This is a genomic window from Vagococcus entomophilus (genome assembly GCF_003987595.1).
Taxonomy (GTDB): Bacteria; Bacillota; Bacilli; order Lactobacillales; family Vagococcaceae; genus Vagococcus_E; species Vagococcus_E entomophilus.
The window spans coordinates 242,640-257,766 of record NZ_NGJZ01000001.1 but is presented as its reverse complement, the minus strand read 5'-3'; the positions used below and the strand labels follow the sequence as shown (position 1 = coordinate 257,766).

The 15,127-nt window shown below is 34.7% G+C and carries 13 protein-coding genes; 3 read left to right on the top strand and 10 right to left on the bottom strand.

Annotated features, from left to right (window positions below; genetic code table 11):
• Nucleotides 1-33 precede the first annotated feature (33 nt).
• Genes CBF30_RS01190 through CBF30_RS01180 form a run of 3 tightly spaced genes read right to left on the bottom strand, consistent with a single transcriptional unit; the run spans nucleotide 34 to nucleotide 2,562 of the window.
• A complete protein-coding gene (locus CBF30_RS01190) occupies nucleotides 34-450 on the bottom strand; it encodes a GtrA family protein (protein WP_126823718.1) in 417 nt (138 codons plus the stop codon).
• A 25-nt stretch (nucleotides 451-475) separates the two neighbouring features.
• Nucleotides 476-1,600, bottom strand: coding sequence for a glycosyltransferase family 4 protein (locus CBF30_RS01185; protein ID WP_170168903.1), 1,125 nt, complete (start codon nucleotides 1,598-1,600; stop codon nucleotides 476-478).
• Nucleotides 1,601-1,602: 2 nt separating this feature from the next.
• Entirely contained in the window at nucleotides 1,603-2,562 is a 960-nt protein-coding gene (locus CBF30_RS01180; RefSeq protein ID WP_126821936.1) for a glycosyltransferase family 2 protein, read from the bottom strand.
• Between the two features lie 218 nt (nucleotides 2,563-2,780).
• Here CBF30_RS01180 and CBF30_RS01175 point away from each other — a divergent pair, with 218 nt between their 5' ends.
• Nucleotides 2,781-5,330, top strand: a complete 2,550-nt coding sequence (locus tag CBF30_RS01175; RefSeq protein WP_126821934.1) for a YfhO family protein — start codon at nucleotides 2,781-2,783, stop codon at nucleotides 5,328-5,330.
• A 57-nt stretch (nucleotides 5,331-5,387) separates the two neighbouring features.
• On the opposite strand, the gene CBF30_RS01170 is transcribed toward CBF30_RS01175, so the two are convergent.
• The 3 genes from CBF30_RS01170 to map all read right to left on the bottom strand — a co-directional run bounded on the left by CBF30_RS01170 (nucleotide 5,388) and on the right by map (nucleotide 8,383).
• On the bottom strand, nucleotides 5,388-6,575 hold the full coding sequence (locus CBF30_RS01170; RefSeq protein ID WP_170168902.1) for an LCP family protein: 1,188 nt from the start codon (nucleotides 6,573-6,575) through the stop codon (nucleotides 5,388-5,390).
• Nucleotides 6,576-6,699: 124 nt separating this feature from the next.
• Entirely contained in the window at nucleotides 6,700-7,611 is a 912-nt protein-coding gene (locus tag CBF30_RS01165; RefSeq protein ID WP_126821930.1) for a YihY/virulence factor BrkB family protein, read from the bottom strand.
• A 16-nt stretch (nucleotides 7,612-7,627) separates the two neighbouring features.
• On the bottom strand, nucleotides 7,628-8,383 hold the full coding sequence (gene map, locus CBF30_RS01160; RefSeq protein WP_126821928.1) for a type I methionyl aminopeptidase: 756 nt from the start codon (nucleotides 8,381-8,383) through the stop codon (nucleotides 7,628-7,630).
• Between the two features lie 159 nt (nucleotides 8,384-8,542).
• Between map and CBF30_RS01155 the strand changes: the two genes are divergently transcribed.
• Nucleotides 8,543-8,989 carry a flavodoxin gene (locus CBF30_RS01155; protein ID WP_126821926.1) on the top strand — a complete coding sequence of 149 codons (447 nt, stop codon included), beginning with the start codon at nucleotides 8,543-8,545 and terminating at the stop codon, nucleotides 8,987-8,989.
• A 35-nt stretch (nucleotides 8,990-9,024) separates the two neighbouring features.
• Here CBF30_RS01155 and CBF30_RS01150 read toward each other — a convergent pair whose 3' ends face one another.
• On the bottom strand, nucleotides 9,025-9,615 hold the full coding sequence (locus tag CBF30_RS01150) for a TetR/AcrR family transcriptional regulator (protein WP_126821924.1): 591 nt from the start codon (nucleotides 9,613-9,615) through the stop codon (nucleotides 9,025-9,027).
• A 266-nt stretch (nucleotides 9,616-9,881) separates the two neighbouring features.
• On the opposite strand from CBF30_RS01150, the gene CBF30_RS01145 reads away from it, so the two are divergent.
• Nucleotides 9,882-11,120, top strand: a complete 1,239-nt coding sequence (locus CBF30_RS01145) for an aminopeptidase (protein WP_126821922.1) — start codon at nucleotides 9,882-9,884, stop codon at nucleotides 11,118-11,120.
• 267 nt (nucleotides 11,121-11,387) lie between these two features.
• Here the strand turns inward: CBF30_RS01145 and eno are convergent, their stop codons facing one another.
• The 3 genes from eno to tpiA form a co-directional block, all read right to left on the bottom strand.
• Nucleotides 11,388-12,686 (bottom strand): phosphopyruvate hydratase, encoded by a 1,299-nt coding sequence (gene eno, locus CBF30_RS01140; protein ID WP_126821920.1) that lies wholly within the window; start codon nucleotides 12,684-12,686, stop codon nucleotides 11,388-11,390.
• A 98-nt stretch (nucleotides 12,687-12,784) separates the two neighbouring features.
• Nucleotides 12,785-14,314 (bottom strand): 2,3-bisphosphoglycerate-independent phosphoglycerate mutase, encoded by a 1,530-nt coding sequence (gpmI, locus tag CBF30_RS01135; protein ID WP_126821918.1) that lies wholly within the window; start codon nucleotides 14,312-14,314, stop codon nucleotides 12,785-12,787.
• Between the two features lies 1 nt (nucleotide 14,315).
• Nucleotides 14,316-15,074, bottom strand: coding sequence for a triose-phosphate isomerase (gene tpiA, locus CBF30_RS01130; protein WP_126821916.1), 759 nt, complete (start codon nucleotides 15,072-15,074; stop codon nucleotides 14,316-14,318).
• Nucleotides 15,075-15,127 lie beyond the last annotated feature (53 nt).

Genomic DNA, 15,127 nt, shown 5'->3' with positions numbered 1-15,127 from the left:
CTTTTCTATTTTATCATTAAAAAGAGCCCTCCACTAGTGGGAAGACTCTTTTTTATTGAAAATAAACCATTTACTAAAGAAATAATTTAAAAGAATTACTACTACTTGAACGATTACTTTTGCAACCATTGAGTTTAAGTTTAGTAGTGAAATGAACAGGTACATCAAAAACATATCCATGATTAAAGAGACAACTCGATACCAGAAAAACAATAACATTTCTTTAAAAAATTCTCCAAAGGTTGTCTGTTTTGTCATAAATACAAAATACTTATTTGTGAAAAAAGCAAAAAGTACTGAAAAAAACCAGGCTACTAGATTACTACTATAAACGCCTATATTTAGCTGCTTTGTAAAAAGAAAAAAAACAACAAAGTTCACTACAAATGTTAAACCACCAAAGAAAAGATAGGCGAATACTTCATAATGTTTTTGAATAAATACTTTGATTTGTGTCATAACGCTACTCGATTCATTATTTTTTTATTTTGTATTTTTTTAGTTGATCATCTCGAAAACTTTTATTTCCAAGCAATTTAAATAAATACATCACTGGCTGTCTCTTAGGTCCAACCAACTCAATAAGCTCTATAAAAAGTTCAATCCCTAGGCCAACTGCAATAATCAGCAACACGCTTCCCCAAAAGCTCGTATAATTGAGCAATAAAGCTATAAATGAAAATACTAAAGCTAAACAATAAATGGTTAACACCGCCCCCTTATGACTAAATCCTAATGAAATTAGGCGATGATGTAGATGCATCTTATCAGCTGATGAAATGGGTTTTTTATTAAGCAGACGTCGAATGATTGCCGATAATGTATCTGTAATTGGAACGCCTAAAATAAATAACGGTGTAATTAAGGTAATAATAGTGGCATTTTTTAATCCTTGCAGTGAGACTACCGATATCATAAACCCTAAAAAAAGCGCCCCCGTATCCCCAAGATAAATTTTCGCAGGATGATAATTATAAGGGAAAAAACCTAATATCGCAGCTACTAAGACAAATATCATGATTGGAATATGGATGCTTGATACATGTAAAAAGAAAAAGCCTATAATCCCAATCGTCGAAAGTGCAATGATTGAAACACCTGATGCAAGCCCATCTAACCCATCAATTAGATTAATCGCATTGGTCAGACCAAGTATCCAAAGAACCGTCAGTGGCATACTAAAAATACCAAAATGGATTTTCCCAATAAAAAAGATACTGATTGAATCAAGTCGAATATCATCTGCAACATAGTAAATAATCAATGCAGCTATGGTAAGTCCAAGCAGTTTCATCTTTGGCGATATTTCTTTTACATCGTCTATGAATCCCGTAAGTACAACAATACCCGCAGCTAATAAAATGGGCCATAAATAACTTTTTGGAATATTTTCTCTAAATAAAAACCAAGTCGAAAAAGCAAACGTTATAAAAATCGGTATCCCACCTGCTGTTGGCATTGGTTCTTTATTGATTCTTCGCTCATTGGGCATATCTACCGCACCTAAACGAAACGTTATTAACTTAAGAATTGGCGTTAGTACAATACATATGATGACTGTGATGAACAATTTAACAATAAATTGATAGGTAAACGTCACTCTTATTTCCTACTTTCCTCAGACACATCTTTTTTCAAAATGTTACGATCTGTCTCTTTTAATATATATATAGGTCTGTTCTTTGTTTCTAAAAAAATCTTTCCAATGTATTTTCCGACAATTCCCAAACAAAACAATTGTAGTCCTGATGCTAGCAAAACAATACTAATCATCGAAGGCCACCCACTTGTTGGATCTCCAAATATTAAGGTACGCGTAATTATAAATAAGATCATTATAATTGCTACAACAAAAAATAAGAATCCCACAAAAGATGCAATCATAAGTGGTGCTTCCGAAAAATTGATGATTCCTTCAATAGAATACTTAAACAACGACCAAAACGACCAGGAGGTATTTCCTGCAATGCGTTCCTTGTTTTCAAATGATAAATACTTAGTCTTAAAACCTACCCAACTAAAAATTCCTTTTGAAAAACGATTATATTCACTAATTTCTAGTATTGCATCCACCATTTGTCTTGTCATCAAGCGATAGTCGCGGACACCATCAATCATCTCAGTTTGTGAAATTTTATTCATTAAAAAATAAAACCCTTTTGAAAAAATACTTCTAAGTGGTGGCTCACCTTTACGATCTTTTCTTCTAGTCCCCACACAGTCATAATCCTCTGTTTGTAAAATGTTTAACATCTTTGGCAGTAATTCTGGTGGATCTTGTAAATCAGCATCCATAACCGTTATGTAATCTCCAGTTGAATGCTTTAGCCCAGCATACAAAGCAGCTTCTTTCCCGAAATTACGTGAAAAGGATAGATAGTGTGCATTGACATCTTTTTGATTCAACTCTTTTAAAACTGCTAAAGTATTATCTGACGAACCGTCGTTTATAAAGATATATTCAAAATGTTCATTCATTTTTATTCTTGTTTTTTCCATCTCTTTGTAAAAAAGAGGAATAGATTCTTCTTCATTGAAGCAAGGGATAACTACTGATATCATCTTTACACTCCCAATTTAATTAATCATATAAGAAATACTATAGTTACTCAACCATTTCCTATTACATATAAAATGTATCATTTCAATTATCAAATAGCAATTATATCCCTCAATAAATATTAAAAATTTATAAAAATGAAAAAAACCTAGCTATACTGTTAGAATATGGTTTATCATATTTAATGTTGTGAAAGTATTTTTTGATAAGGAGTTAAATTATGAAAAAAAATAAAAAGAATTTAATGTTTTATAGTTTACTATTTTTAAGTCCTATTTTTTTAGTTATATTACTATTCTTTATTCTATCAATCACACCTTTTGGTACCAAAACAATTTGGTACATAGATCTCCCAGCTCAATTAAGTTTTTTTTATTCTCACCTACAAGAAGTTTTTAAAGGTCAAGCAAGCATTTTATTTTCTTGGAATTATGGATTAGGAGAAAATTTTTGGGCAACTTTCACCTATTATCTTTCTTCCCCATTTTCTATACTCATTGCTTTATTTCCTAAAAACTTAGTTCCATTAGGAATCATTTTTATTTGGTTGCTAAAATTAGGAACTAGCGCTGTAACCATGTGCCTATTTTTAAAATCTAAGGTAACCAAAAACCCTTTTATTTTATATATTACTTCTTTCTATTATTCTTTAATTGGATTTTCTCTGACGTACTTCTTTTTACCTATGTGGATTGATGCAGTTTATCTACTGCCTTTAATCATTTTAGGAGTAGATCGAATCATTTATCAAAAAAAAGAAAAACTATTTCTTTTTTCACTAACGCTACTTTTTATAGCTAATTTTTATACTGGTTATATGGTTGGAATTTTCACGTTTCTCTATTTTATTGCAGAACTATTTAATAGCTATCAAAGAAAAAAAGAAATTCTTCACGATTGCTTCCTTTTTTTTAAAAATACTATCTTAGCGTTTATTTTCACATTATTCATCACTGTTCCAACTTACATGGTGCTAAAAGAATCCAATTTTTCTAGTCCACTTCAAACTTTCCATAATTTTATTGGATTGCGTGATACGTACATCAAAATGTTCAATGGGTATTCAGACTTGCAAAGCCTCTCTCTGTATTCAGGAGTTCTGATTTTATTGTTAACCCCTTTATTCTTTTTGATAAAAGAAATTCCAACGCGTCAAAAAGTTAGTTATTTCTTTGTAGGCTTAATTCTCTTTTCAAGCATACGTAATGGTCTGCTAAATTATATATGGCACGCTTTTGAACAGCCAAACGGTGCCTCTTGGCGCTATGTCTTCGTTTTTTCTTTCTTTTGTCTATTTTTAAGTAGTATTGCACTAAGTCATTTATTAAAAAGTAAAAATAAGAATTACTTCATTTATTTGTTCATTATTTTCTGTTTAAATGTGGCGTTTTTATATTTTAATACTGACCTGACATTTTTCACAAGAAAAGAACTATTAAACATTGGTCTACTTACCCTATTCTTTCTCGCTCTTTTACTATTGTTGAAAAAATATCAGAGTAAAAAGGTTTTATTCTGTTTAATTGCTCTCACTTTTATCGATATCAGTTTTAATTCCGTCCAAATTTTAAAAAAATATTCTGATATTTCTTTATCTGATGCTTATTTTGAAAATATTGGTCATAATTATTATGCTCATGCGCTTAATAAACTAGTGGTTTCAGATAAAACTTTTTATAGAATAAACACTGAACCAGGAATTAAAAATGCTAACGACTCCTTAAAATATGAATATAAAGGAATGGCTGCCTATACCTCTACAATAAATCTCAACAACAATTCTTCTCTTTCTTCATTTGGTTTTACAACTGGAATGAGAGAATTCAGTGCAGAGAGTGGTTTCACTCCATTTAATTGTTTTTTATCTCAGAAGTATTTTTTATCGCAACAAACTCTAAGTCCATATATGTACAAGCTAGTGGATGAGCATGGTCCCTTAAAAACCTATTTGAATAAATTTTATATTCCTTTTGGCTATATGGTTAACAGAAATTTTTTGAACGAGACTTTGCCAAACCAACAAAGTGTTTTTGAAAACCAAAATAAACTTGCCGAAATAGCTAGTAGTTCCCCTCTATTTGGTATCTGCCAAGAGGTCTCAAGTAGCTCTTACAATTTAAAAGAGTCCAAAGATCCTAATGGGAATGTCTACTTGCTAAAAAAGAACAAACAACAAAAAGCTTCAATCGAGTATACAGTTAAGGTCGATGAATTATCTCAAGTTTATCTTTCTTTTGGCACCTCGACTATGCACCCAAATATACAAATAAAGCTGCCCGATTCCAATAATGCTTATCTGACCTCTAACAATACTTGGGATTTAGGAACGTATGCCGGACAAGAAGTGAAAATTATTGTCGAGTTAACTGATTCAGAAACACTGTACGCCACTCCAATATTTTATAAGTTAAACTTAAATTCCATGAATAAACTGGTAACAAAAATCAAAAAAGATACTCTAAGTAACCTCAAGCAAACAAATACTTCTATTAGTGGAGAGATTAATGTCCATTCCAAAGATGATCAAGTACTTTTTCTTTCTATACCCTATGACAAAAATTGGACTGCACGTGTGGACAATAACAAAGTAAAAATACTCAAACAAGGAATGTTTATGGGGATTCCTTTGACAAAAGGAAAACATCAAATTTCAGTAACGTATGTCCCAAAAATGTTTTACATTTGTCTTTTTATTTCTATAAGCAGCTTGTTGTTTTACTTATCTGTCAATACATTTAGAACTAGAAAAAACAGAAAGCATTCGTATTGAATGCTTTCTGTTTTTTTTAAAATCATAAGCCGATTTTGACTAACTAAGACTTTTCTATTAATTGTTATCGCTATACGCTCCGTAACTCGGATAAGTTTTCGTGCTTGGTATGCCATCTGTTTTGAAAGTATAACCCTCTGCATCTCGCTCATCTTTACTATCTAACCCGAGAGCTAAGCGGAACTTGTGACTAACATAAGATAAACTGTCTGCATTGAGTGAAACATAACTAGCTGACCCTGCACCATTGGGATCAGAGGTAAAGCTACTCCAATCAAACACATAAGAATGGATACTGTAGCTGGTCTTAAGGGCGGATTGTGCAACTGAAAGCATAGTATCCGACTTCATATCAGTCCACATATGGCCTTTTAAAGCAGTCAGTACTTTATTGTATTTCGTAATTGAACCTACTTCTGTTGCCTTTTCAATCACTTTTTGTACCACTAACTGCTGTCTTTTTCCACGTTCAATGTCATTATCAATTTTTCGAATCCTAGCAAAAATCAAGGCATTTTTACCATTTAGGGTCTGCTCTCCCTTATGAATAAGAATTTCTCCAGCATTAGGATCTTCCTCACTAGCATATTCGGAATGGATATTCATTGGAACATTCACCTTTATTCCACCTAGTGCATCAATAATGTCTTCAAAAGCCTGAAAGTCAATGGTCAAATAGTAATTTATTGGAACATTCGTCAAATCTTGAACAGCCTGAATAGCCCCTTCATCTCCACCATAAGTATAGGCTGTATTAATTTTATCATAGCCGACAAATTTCTTCGTATTGATAGAAGTATAGGTGTCTCTTGGTATGGTCACCATGTTAATGGAGCCTTCTTTTGGATTTAAAGTCAGCAACATCATGGTATCCGTCCTAGCAGAACCGAGCTTTCTCTCAGAATTATCATCAATACCCATTACTAAGATTGAGATTGGATCTTTTATCGGATCAATATTTTCGTTAAGGTTCCCAACTGACTTCCCATTAATAGTTGTCGTATTTTTTCTCGGCGTATAGGCGGAATCTAATAAGTTTTGCGCTCCAGCCAGTACCAACGAAAAATAAGATAAGGCTATTATTAAAATAACCAATACAGCAGCAAGAATACTTTTTAAAATTAATTTCTTTTTTCGTTTGTCTTGAGAAAAATTTTGTCTATATTCGTCTCTAGATGGTGTTCTTTGCGTTCTTCTTTTTCTGTTTGATTTTCTAGAATTCACATTATCTTTCTTATTCCGCACAATCACTATTCCTTTACTATAAACTTTTACTTTATCCATAATACCATAAAAAGAGGCTTGATTCTCTTCAAAATTCCTTAAATTTTCTTTTTATTCTAATTTTTTCAGGTCAATATCCTTATTTTTAGTCAATAGTCTTTTTTAATTTCTTCTTAATTTTTTCAATTCCAGCTTTATTTTGCCGAATTTTACCTGTTAAAAATTCTTCAAGAACCGCGTTGATTATTCCACCAATCAAAATCAAGGTCGCAGCAAAATTAAGCCATATGATAAAAATCATGACACTTCCGATTACACCATAACTTGACATGCTTTTTGAGAAATATTTGACATATAACCCGAAAGCCTGTGTTAAAAGCATCCAACCAGTTGTCGTGAAGATGGCACCTGGGAAGACATACCGGATACTGACTTTGGCATTAGGGATAAAATAGTAAATCACTGACATCATAAAAAAGAGAATAAAAATTGTTACTGGCCATTTCAACGTGACAAAATAAGTCGTAAAGTCATCTGGAATAGTAAAAAATTGATTCACATAGTCTAACGTTGCTTGTCCTAAACCAAAAACTAGCAAACTAGCTGCGATTGCGACTAAGAGAAAGAAAATCATCCCAAAAGAAAAAAGACGAGAGACAATCGCATTGACTCGGTTTTCAACTCCGTAAATTTTATTTAACGAAAGTTGTAGGGCATTTACACTCTTACTAGCCGCCCAAATGGTGGCTATTGCTGAAATAGAAAGTAGCCCACCATCCGCATTTTTTAATAAATTACTAATCGTGCTCTCAATCAAACTATAGACAGCTGCTGGAACCATTTCTTTTAAATAAGGAAGTACCGTAGCAGGATTGATATTAAAAAAGGGTAAAATATTTCCAATGGCAATAATTAGCGGGAACAAGGAAAGCAGTAAATAATAGGTAACAATTACCGCTGAATTATTAATATCAGAATCCTTCACTCGCGTAAATAGTGTATGAAAAAAGCGGCGAACGTCATGATTATTTTTTATTTTTTTTAGGAAAGCATTCATTAAGTTCCAACTCTCTTTATTCGTCACCTTGTGAAGTTAAAATTCTCGGTCCAGCTTTTGTAATGGCCAAGGTATGTTCGTATTGACAACTTAGACCTCCGTCTAGGGTTCTAGCTGTCCAACCATTATCATCCATCTTCATTCGCCAGGTTCCCGTGTTGACCATTGGTTCAATTGTAATAACCATTCCTTCTTTTAGACGCAATCCTTTTCCTGCTTCTCCGTAATGTGGAACTGCTGGCTCTTCATGAATGGTTGGTCCGATACCATGTCCAATAAAATCACGCACTACTGACAAGTTTTCTGATTCTACATAAGTTTGAATCGCATGACCGATATCTCCGATGCGGTTTCCTACTTGAGCCTGTTCGATCCCTATGTATAAGGCTTTTTTCGTTACTTCCATCAAATGATCAATCTCTGGAGTCGATTTTCCCACTACATAAGCCCAGCAAGAATCGGACATTGCCCCTTTAAGATCAATACACATATCTACTTTGATCAAATCACCTTCTTTTAACTTTTGCTTTCTTGGAAATCCGTGACAAATTTCATCATTTATCGTACAACAAGTTGCATATTTGTATCCTTCAAAGCCCTTTTGTGCTGCAATCCCACCATGTTTTTGAATAAAGTCATCCACAAAACACTCAATATCCCAACTCGTAATTCCTGGCTTAATAAAACTTCTTAGATGACGATGAACGTCTGCAAGTAAAGCACCTGATTCATCCATTGCCTCTATTTCTCTTGCTGATTTTAATGTTATCATTTTTTCTGACCCCTTTTCTATTTTTGCACTCCCTATTTTATCATAATCTTGACGGCTCTCCAAGTCACGTCTTTTAGCACATGGAGCATTGAAAATGGTTGAAAAGCTTCTTCGTTCTGTTATAATTTATATGAGACAAGCAGGAAAGGATGAATAGAAATGACACTAGCCAAAATAGTTTATGCAAGTATGACTGGAAATACAGAAGAAATCGCCGATATTGTGGCTGAAGAACTTGAGAATTTAGGGATAGATGTAGAAAAAGAAGAATGCACGCAAGTTGATGCTGAAGACTTTAACGATGCAGATATCTGCATCGTTGCCACTTATACGTATGGAGATGGCGAATTGCCTGATGAAATCGTTGACTTTTATGAAGAGTTGCAAGATACAACATTGAACGGAAAAGTATTTGGTGTTGTTGGATCTGGCGATACTTTTTATGAATTCTTTTGTCAGTCAGTTAATGATTTTGAACAAGCTTTTCTCAAAACAGGAGCGACAAAAGGAGCCGAATCTGTAAAAGTTGATTTGGCCGCTGAAGAAGAAGATATCGAAAAATTAGAAGCTTTTGCAAAAAAAGTAGTAGAAACTGTTCAAGCATAGTTATCTACATAAAAAAGAAGAGTAATCATTCACGATTACTCTTCTTTTTCAAATAGTAGGGTTTCTAACATCTCATTATTATCTTTTAGTATATTATCAATCGCTTTTTCTATCAACAAAACAATTTCTTTTCTTTCTGGCGTAAGAATGCCGCCTGACATCAATGAAGCCAATCCTGTTGCTACAATCCATATTCCAGTAAATAGCTCATGCTTTTTTTGATTCGTCAGTTGATTAAACCGTCCTGAAGCCTCAAGATTCTTCTCAAATAATTCATAGCTAAACTTATTTAAGTAATCTTTCTCATTATGATTTTCCATATAAATCGCTCGGTAAAGTACTTTCTGGTTTTGCGCCAGCTCAATATAATTTAGTGCCATATCTATTAAAGGATCCCCAATTTGTGGAATAGAAAAGACTTCATTCTCAAGGTAATCACCAATTTTTTTAAACAAGGCTAATTTTAGATCTTCCATATTTTTAAATTCAAGATAAATGGGTTGCGTGGAACAATTCATTTTACTTGCGATATTTCTTGCCGTAAAATGAGCAAAACCTTCTGTTGCAACAACTTGAAAAGCTGCATTCAAAATTTGTTCTCTCGTAATTGTTTTTCTCCTAGCCATTGACTCTACCTCTCCTTCTACTGTCACAAACACCTAAAAATAAACACAAACACTTTATAATTAACTAACGTTTATATGATACTTATCCATTGTATCATGTTATCTAAAAAAACAAAAGTAAGTTGAATTTTTGACCACCTCTAAGCCACATCTTGTTAATTATCAACTTTTTCACTTTTTAATCTCAAGTGAAATCCTTGGTATTTGAGCGATAAAAAAATTTATGTTATTATACGGTTGCAACTATCATATTGGAGGCTCATACTATGGAAAATACAATTTTTTTAAAAAATCTTCAAAAATACGCAGAACTCATCACTTCTGTTGGCGTAAACGTAAAAGAACATCACACTGTTGTTCTTCAAATTAGTGTAGAACAAGTAGAACTTGCACGCTTAATCGTTAAAGAAGCATACAAATTAGGCGCAAAAGAAGTGATTGTCAAATGGACCGACGAAGTCATTCAACGTGAATTTTTGGCAAATGCTGAAGACTCTGTTTTGAATGAAATACCCGCTTACCGAATAGATGAGACAGATTCCTGGGTGGAAAAAGGTGCAAGTAGAATTAGCGTCGTTTCAAGTAATCCTGATGCATTTTCAGGCATCGATGCTCAGCGCATTGCCACCTACCAAAATTCTGCTGGTAAGGCCATGGTATCCCTAAGAAAAGCCACTCAAGCCAACAAAGTTAGTTGGACGGTCGTAGCTGCGGCAAGTGCTGGTTGGTCAGAAAAAGTTTTTCCAAACTTAAACTCTACCGAAGAACAAGTAGCGGCATTATGGGATCAAATATTTAAAACAACTCGAATCTATGAGACAGATCCTGTAAGTGCATGGCAAAAACATGACCAAACACTTGCAACAAAAGCAGAAGAACTCAACAAAGAACAATTTGATGCGCTACATTATACAGCACCTGGTACTGATTTAACGATTGGACTTCCAAAAAATCATTTATGGGAAGGTGCTGGAAGCTACAACAGCAGAAAAGAAAAATTCATGGCAAATATGCCAACAGAAGAAGTTTTTACTGCCCCAGATGCAAAAAGAATTGATGGAATTGTGAGCAGTACCAAGCCGCTAAGCTACGCTGGTACGACAATCACAGGCATGAACTTCACTTTCAAAGACGGAAAAGTCGTATCTGCAAGTGCTGAGCAAGGTGAAGAAACACTAAAAAAATTATTGGATACAGATGAGGGAGCAAAAAGCCTTGGAGAAGTGGCTTTAGTACCAGATCCTTCCCCAATCTCGCAATCCGGAATTACTTTTTATAATACGCTATTTGACGAAAATGCTTCGAATCACCTTGCACTTGGATCTGCTTATGCCTTTAGTGTACAAGGTGGAACGGAAATGTCTGAAGAAGAATTAGTAGCTGCTGGCTTAAATAGAAGCCAAACACATGTCGACTTTATGATTGGTTCTGATAAAATGAATGTAGATGGTATCCGAGCTGATGGTAGCGTTGTGCCAATTTTTAGAAACGGTGACTGGGCTTAGTCTTATTGCAAAAAACGAGCGTCCCTTGACGCTCGTTTTTCTTTTATCTGACATTTTGCAATCTAAGCTTTTCATTGAGTGTATTCTCATCCTTTAGTGGCTATACATTTTTTTCAAATTTCACATTCCCATGTCATGTATTAAGCGAAATATCCCTTCCTAATTAAAGAAAGAAATTGCCATATCCTTATTATTTGAAGCGCACAAAAAAAAGACTCTTCCAGAAGAAGAGTCTTTTTGCTTTAAATATTTAAGCAATTTTCATGCTTATTTATTTTTTAAGTTGTAGAAAGATTTCAAACCTTTGTACTGAGCAACTTCACCAAGTTGGTCTTCAATTCTTAATAATTGATTGTATTTTGCAATACGGTCAGTACGGCTTAGAGAACCTGTTTTGATTTGTCCAGCATTTGTTGCAACAGCGATATCAGAGATTGTTGAATCTTCTGTTTCACCAGAACGGTGAGATACTACTGCTGTATAGCCAGCTTCTTTAGCCATTTCGATAGCTTCAAAAGTTTCTGTTAAAGTACCAATTTGGTTAACTTTAATAAGGATTGAATTAGCAATTCCTTTTTCGATACCTTCAGCTAATTTTTGAGTGTTTGTTACGAATAAATCGTCCCCTACTAATTGAACTTTATCGCCTAATTCATCAGTAAGTTTTTTGAATCCGTCCCAATCGTTTTCATCTAAACCATCTTCAATAGAGATGATTGGGTATTTAGCACATAATTCTTTATAAAGTTGGATCATTTCTTCAGTTGTTTTTTCGCCTTCGCCTGAATCAGCTAAAACGTAAACACCTTTATCTTTATCGTAGAATTCTGAAGAAGCAGCATCCATAGCAAGAACAACGTCTTTACCAGGTTTGTAGCCAGCTTTTTCAATTGCTTCGATAATTACTTCAAATCCTTCTTCGTTAGAACCTAAGTTTGGAGCGAAACCACCTTCGTCACCAACAGAAGTTGCTAAACCTTTTGCTTTTAAAATTGAAGCTAGTGCGTGGAATACTTCAGCACCCATACGTAAAGCTTCTTTAAATGTAGGAGCTCCTACAGGCATGATCATGAATTCTTGGAAGTCAATACTGTTATCAGCATGTGAACCACCATTGATGATGTTCATCATTGGAGTTGGTAATACTTTAGTATTGAATCCACCTAAGTAATGATATAAAGGAACTTCTAAGTAATCAGCTGCAGCACGTGCTACGGCAATAGAAACACCTAAGATCGCATTTGCGCCTAATTTACCTTTATTTGGAGTACCATCTAAAGCAATCATCGCTTTATCAATTGCTTGTTGTTCTGTTACATCGTAACCAATGATTGCTTCAGCAATCACGTTGTTTACGTTATCAACTGCTTTAGTTACGCCTTTTCCACCATAACGAGATTTGTCTCCATCACGTAATTCAACGGCTTCATATTCACCAGTTGAAGCACCAGAAGGAACCATTCCGCGACCAAAAGCACCGCTTTCTGTGTAAACTTCCACTTCGATTGTTGGGTTACCACGTGAGTCAAGGACTTCGCGAGCGTAAATATCAGTAATAATTGACATGTTTGAGTCTCTCCTTTGAGTTCTTTATTTCTAAGGAATTATCCATTCCATAGTTCATTGTAATGAATTTTCAACGAATTTGCAATTATTCTCGAAAATTACTTTTTAATTAATGATTCACCTGTCATTTCGACTGGTTTTTCTACTCCAAGTAAGTCTAACATTGTAGGTGCAACGTCCGCTAAACGACCGTCTGTACGTAAAGTCACACCTTTTTTTGTTACGATAACAGGAACCGGAACAGTAGTATGCGCTGTATGTGGTTTTCCTTCTGGAGTAGACATTGTTTCAGAGTTCCCATGGTCAGCAAAGATAATGGCATGGCCATCTTTTGCAAGAATAGCATCAACTACTCGACCAAGGTTTTCATCCACAGCTTCAATCGCTTTAATAGTAGGCTCAAGCATACCAGAGTGACCTACCATATCAGGATTTGCAAAATTTAAAATAATCGCATCATGCTTGTCTGCTTCGATATCTGCTACCAAAGCATCCGTCACTTCATATGCACTCATTTCTGGTTGTAAGTCATACGTTTCAACTTTAGGTGAGTTGATTAAGATCCGACTTTCACCTGGAAATTCCTCATTGCGACCACCATTCATAAAGAACGTTACATGCGGATATTTCTCAGTTTCCGCAATGCGTAATTGAGAAAGACCTTTATCAGAAAGAACCTCTCCAATCACGTTTTTCATTTCAATTGGTGGGAAAGCAACATCAGCAACAATACTTGGGTTATATAAAGTCATCGTAACGAATTTCACATTTTTAGGATGTTGATTTCGTTCAAAGTGTTCCCACTGTTCATCTGTAAAAGCATTTGACAATTGAATCGCACGGTCTGGTCTGAAATTAAAGAAGATAACTGCATCATTGTCTTTAACCGTTCCAACCGGTTTGCCGTCTTTTTCGATAACTGTTGGGATAAAGAATTCATCATTGACACCATCCGCATAAGAAGCCTCAATTGCTTCAATCGGACTTGTGGCATGATTTCCTTCACCATTTACAAGCACGTTGTATGCTTTTGATACACGTTCCCAACGTTTATCACGGTCCATCGCATAGAATCTACCAGAAACAGAAGCAACTTCACCGTAGTTTAGCTCTTCCATTTTTGCAAGTAAATCTTCCATGTAACCTTTTGCAGAAGTTGGTGCAACATCACGTCCATCTAAGAAGACATGAACAAAAGTTTGTTTCACACCTTTTGCTTTAGCAGTTTCAAGCAAAGCATATAAATGATTTTGGTGACTATGCACTCCACCATCAGATAAAAGACCAAATAAATGCAAGGCTGAATTATTTTTAATCGCATAATCCATTGCTTTTGCAAGCGACTCATTTTTTTGGAATTCACCGTCAGCGATGGCTTTATCAATTCTTGTTAAGCTTTGATATACGATGCGTCCTGCACCGATATTTGTATGGCCTACTTCAGAGTTACCCATTTGTCCCTCAGGTAAACCAACATCAAGTCCCGCTGCCTTTAAAGAGCTTGTTGGAAATTCATTCCAATAACGGTCAAAATTTGGTTTATTTGCTTGGGCTACTGCATTTCCTACAGTTTCATCTCTTAGTCCAAAACCATCTAGGATAATGATTGCTACTGGAGATTTGCTCATATTATTTTACAGCCTCCAATAAAGCTAAGAATGAATCAGGTTGTAAGCTTGCGCCACCTACTAATGCACCATCAACATTTTCTTTTGCCATGTATTCAGCGATGTTCTCAGGTTTCACAGAACCACCGTATTGGATACGAACGCTTTCAGATACTTCTTTTCCGTATAATTTTTCAACAGTTTTACGCACAACTCCACAAATATCATCTGCAATGTTTGCATCTGCTGATTTACCAGTTCCGATAGCCCAGATTGGTTCATAAGCAATAACCATTGAAGCTACTTGCTCATTGCTCAATCCAACTAAACCATTTGTAATTTGGCTTTCAATCCATTCAGCTGTTTTTCCAGCTTCATAAGTTTCTAAGGTTTCACCACAACAGAAAATTGGTGTCATGTTGTTCGCAAAAATTGCTTTTGCTTTTTTATTGATGTCTTCATCTGTTTCATGGAAATATTCACGACGTTCAGAGTGACCAATGATCACATAGTCCACACCTAAATCATTTAAAGCTGCTGGTGAAGTTTCACCAGTGAAAGCACCCGCATTTTCAAAGTAGCAATTTTGAGCAGAGATTTTAAGTTCTGTTCCATTTGCTGATTCTACTAATTCTTGTAAGAACAAAGCAGGAGATCCAACAACAGAATCTACTTTTGAATTGCTTGGGATGTTATTTTTTACTGCTTCAGCAAATTCTTTTGCTTCCTTAGCAGTTTTGTTCATTTTCCAGTTACCTGCGATAATTGGTTTACGTGCCATTTTTTCCACCTCTTAATTTTGTCTAAGCAAAGGAAGAGGCAATTTTGCCCCTA

What these genes read in the sequence shown, in the direction of transcription:
- tpiA (WP_126821916.1), bottom strand. Translation starts at nt 15,074, where the DNA reads ATGGCACGTAAACCAATTATCGCAGGTAACTGGAAAATGAACAAAACT.
- eno (WP_126821920.1), bottom strand. Translation starts at nt 12,686, where the DNA reads ATGTCAATTATTACTGATATTTACGCTCGCGAAGTCCTTGACTCACGT.
- CBF30_RS01150 (WP_126821924.1), bottom strand. Translation starts at nt 9,615, where the DNA reads ATGGCTAGGAGAAAAACAATTACGAGAGAACAAATTTTGAATGCAGCT.
- gpmI (WP_126821918.1), bottom strand. Translation starts at nt 14,314, where the DNA reads ATGAGCAAATCTCCAGTAGCAATCATTATCCTAGATGGTTTTGGACTA.
- CBF30_RS01155 (WP_126821926.1), top strand. Translation starts at nt 8,543, where the DNA reads ATGACACTAGCCAAAATAGTTTATGCAAGTATGACTGGAAATACAGAA.
- CBF30_RS01165 (WP_126821930.1), bottom strand. Translation starts at nt 7,611, where the DNA reads ATGAATGCTTTCCTAAAAAAAATAAAAAATAATCATGACGTTCGCCGC.
- CBF30_RS01180 (WP_126821936.1), bottom strand. Translation starts at nt 2,562, where the DNA reads ATGATATCAGTAGTTATCCCTTGCTTCAATGAAGAAGAATCTATTCCT.
- CBF30_RS01175 (WP_126821934.1), top strand. Translation starts at nt 2,781, where the DNA reads ATGAAAAAAAATAAAAAGAATTTAATGTTTTATAGTTTACTATTTTTA.
- CBF30_RS01145 (WP_126821922.1), top strand. Translation starts at nt 9,882, where the DNA reads ATGGAAAATACAATTTTTTTAAAAAATCTTCAAAAATACGCAGAACTC.
- map (WP_126821928.1), bottom strand. Translation starts at nt 8,383, where the DNA reads ATGATAACATTAAAATCAGCAAGAGAAATAGAGGCAATGGATGAATCA.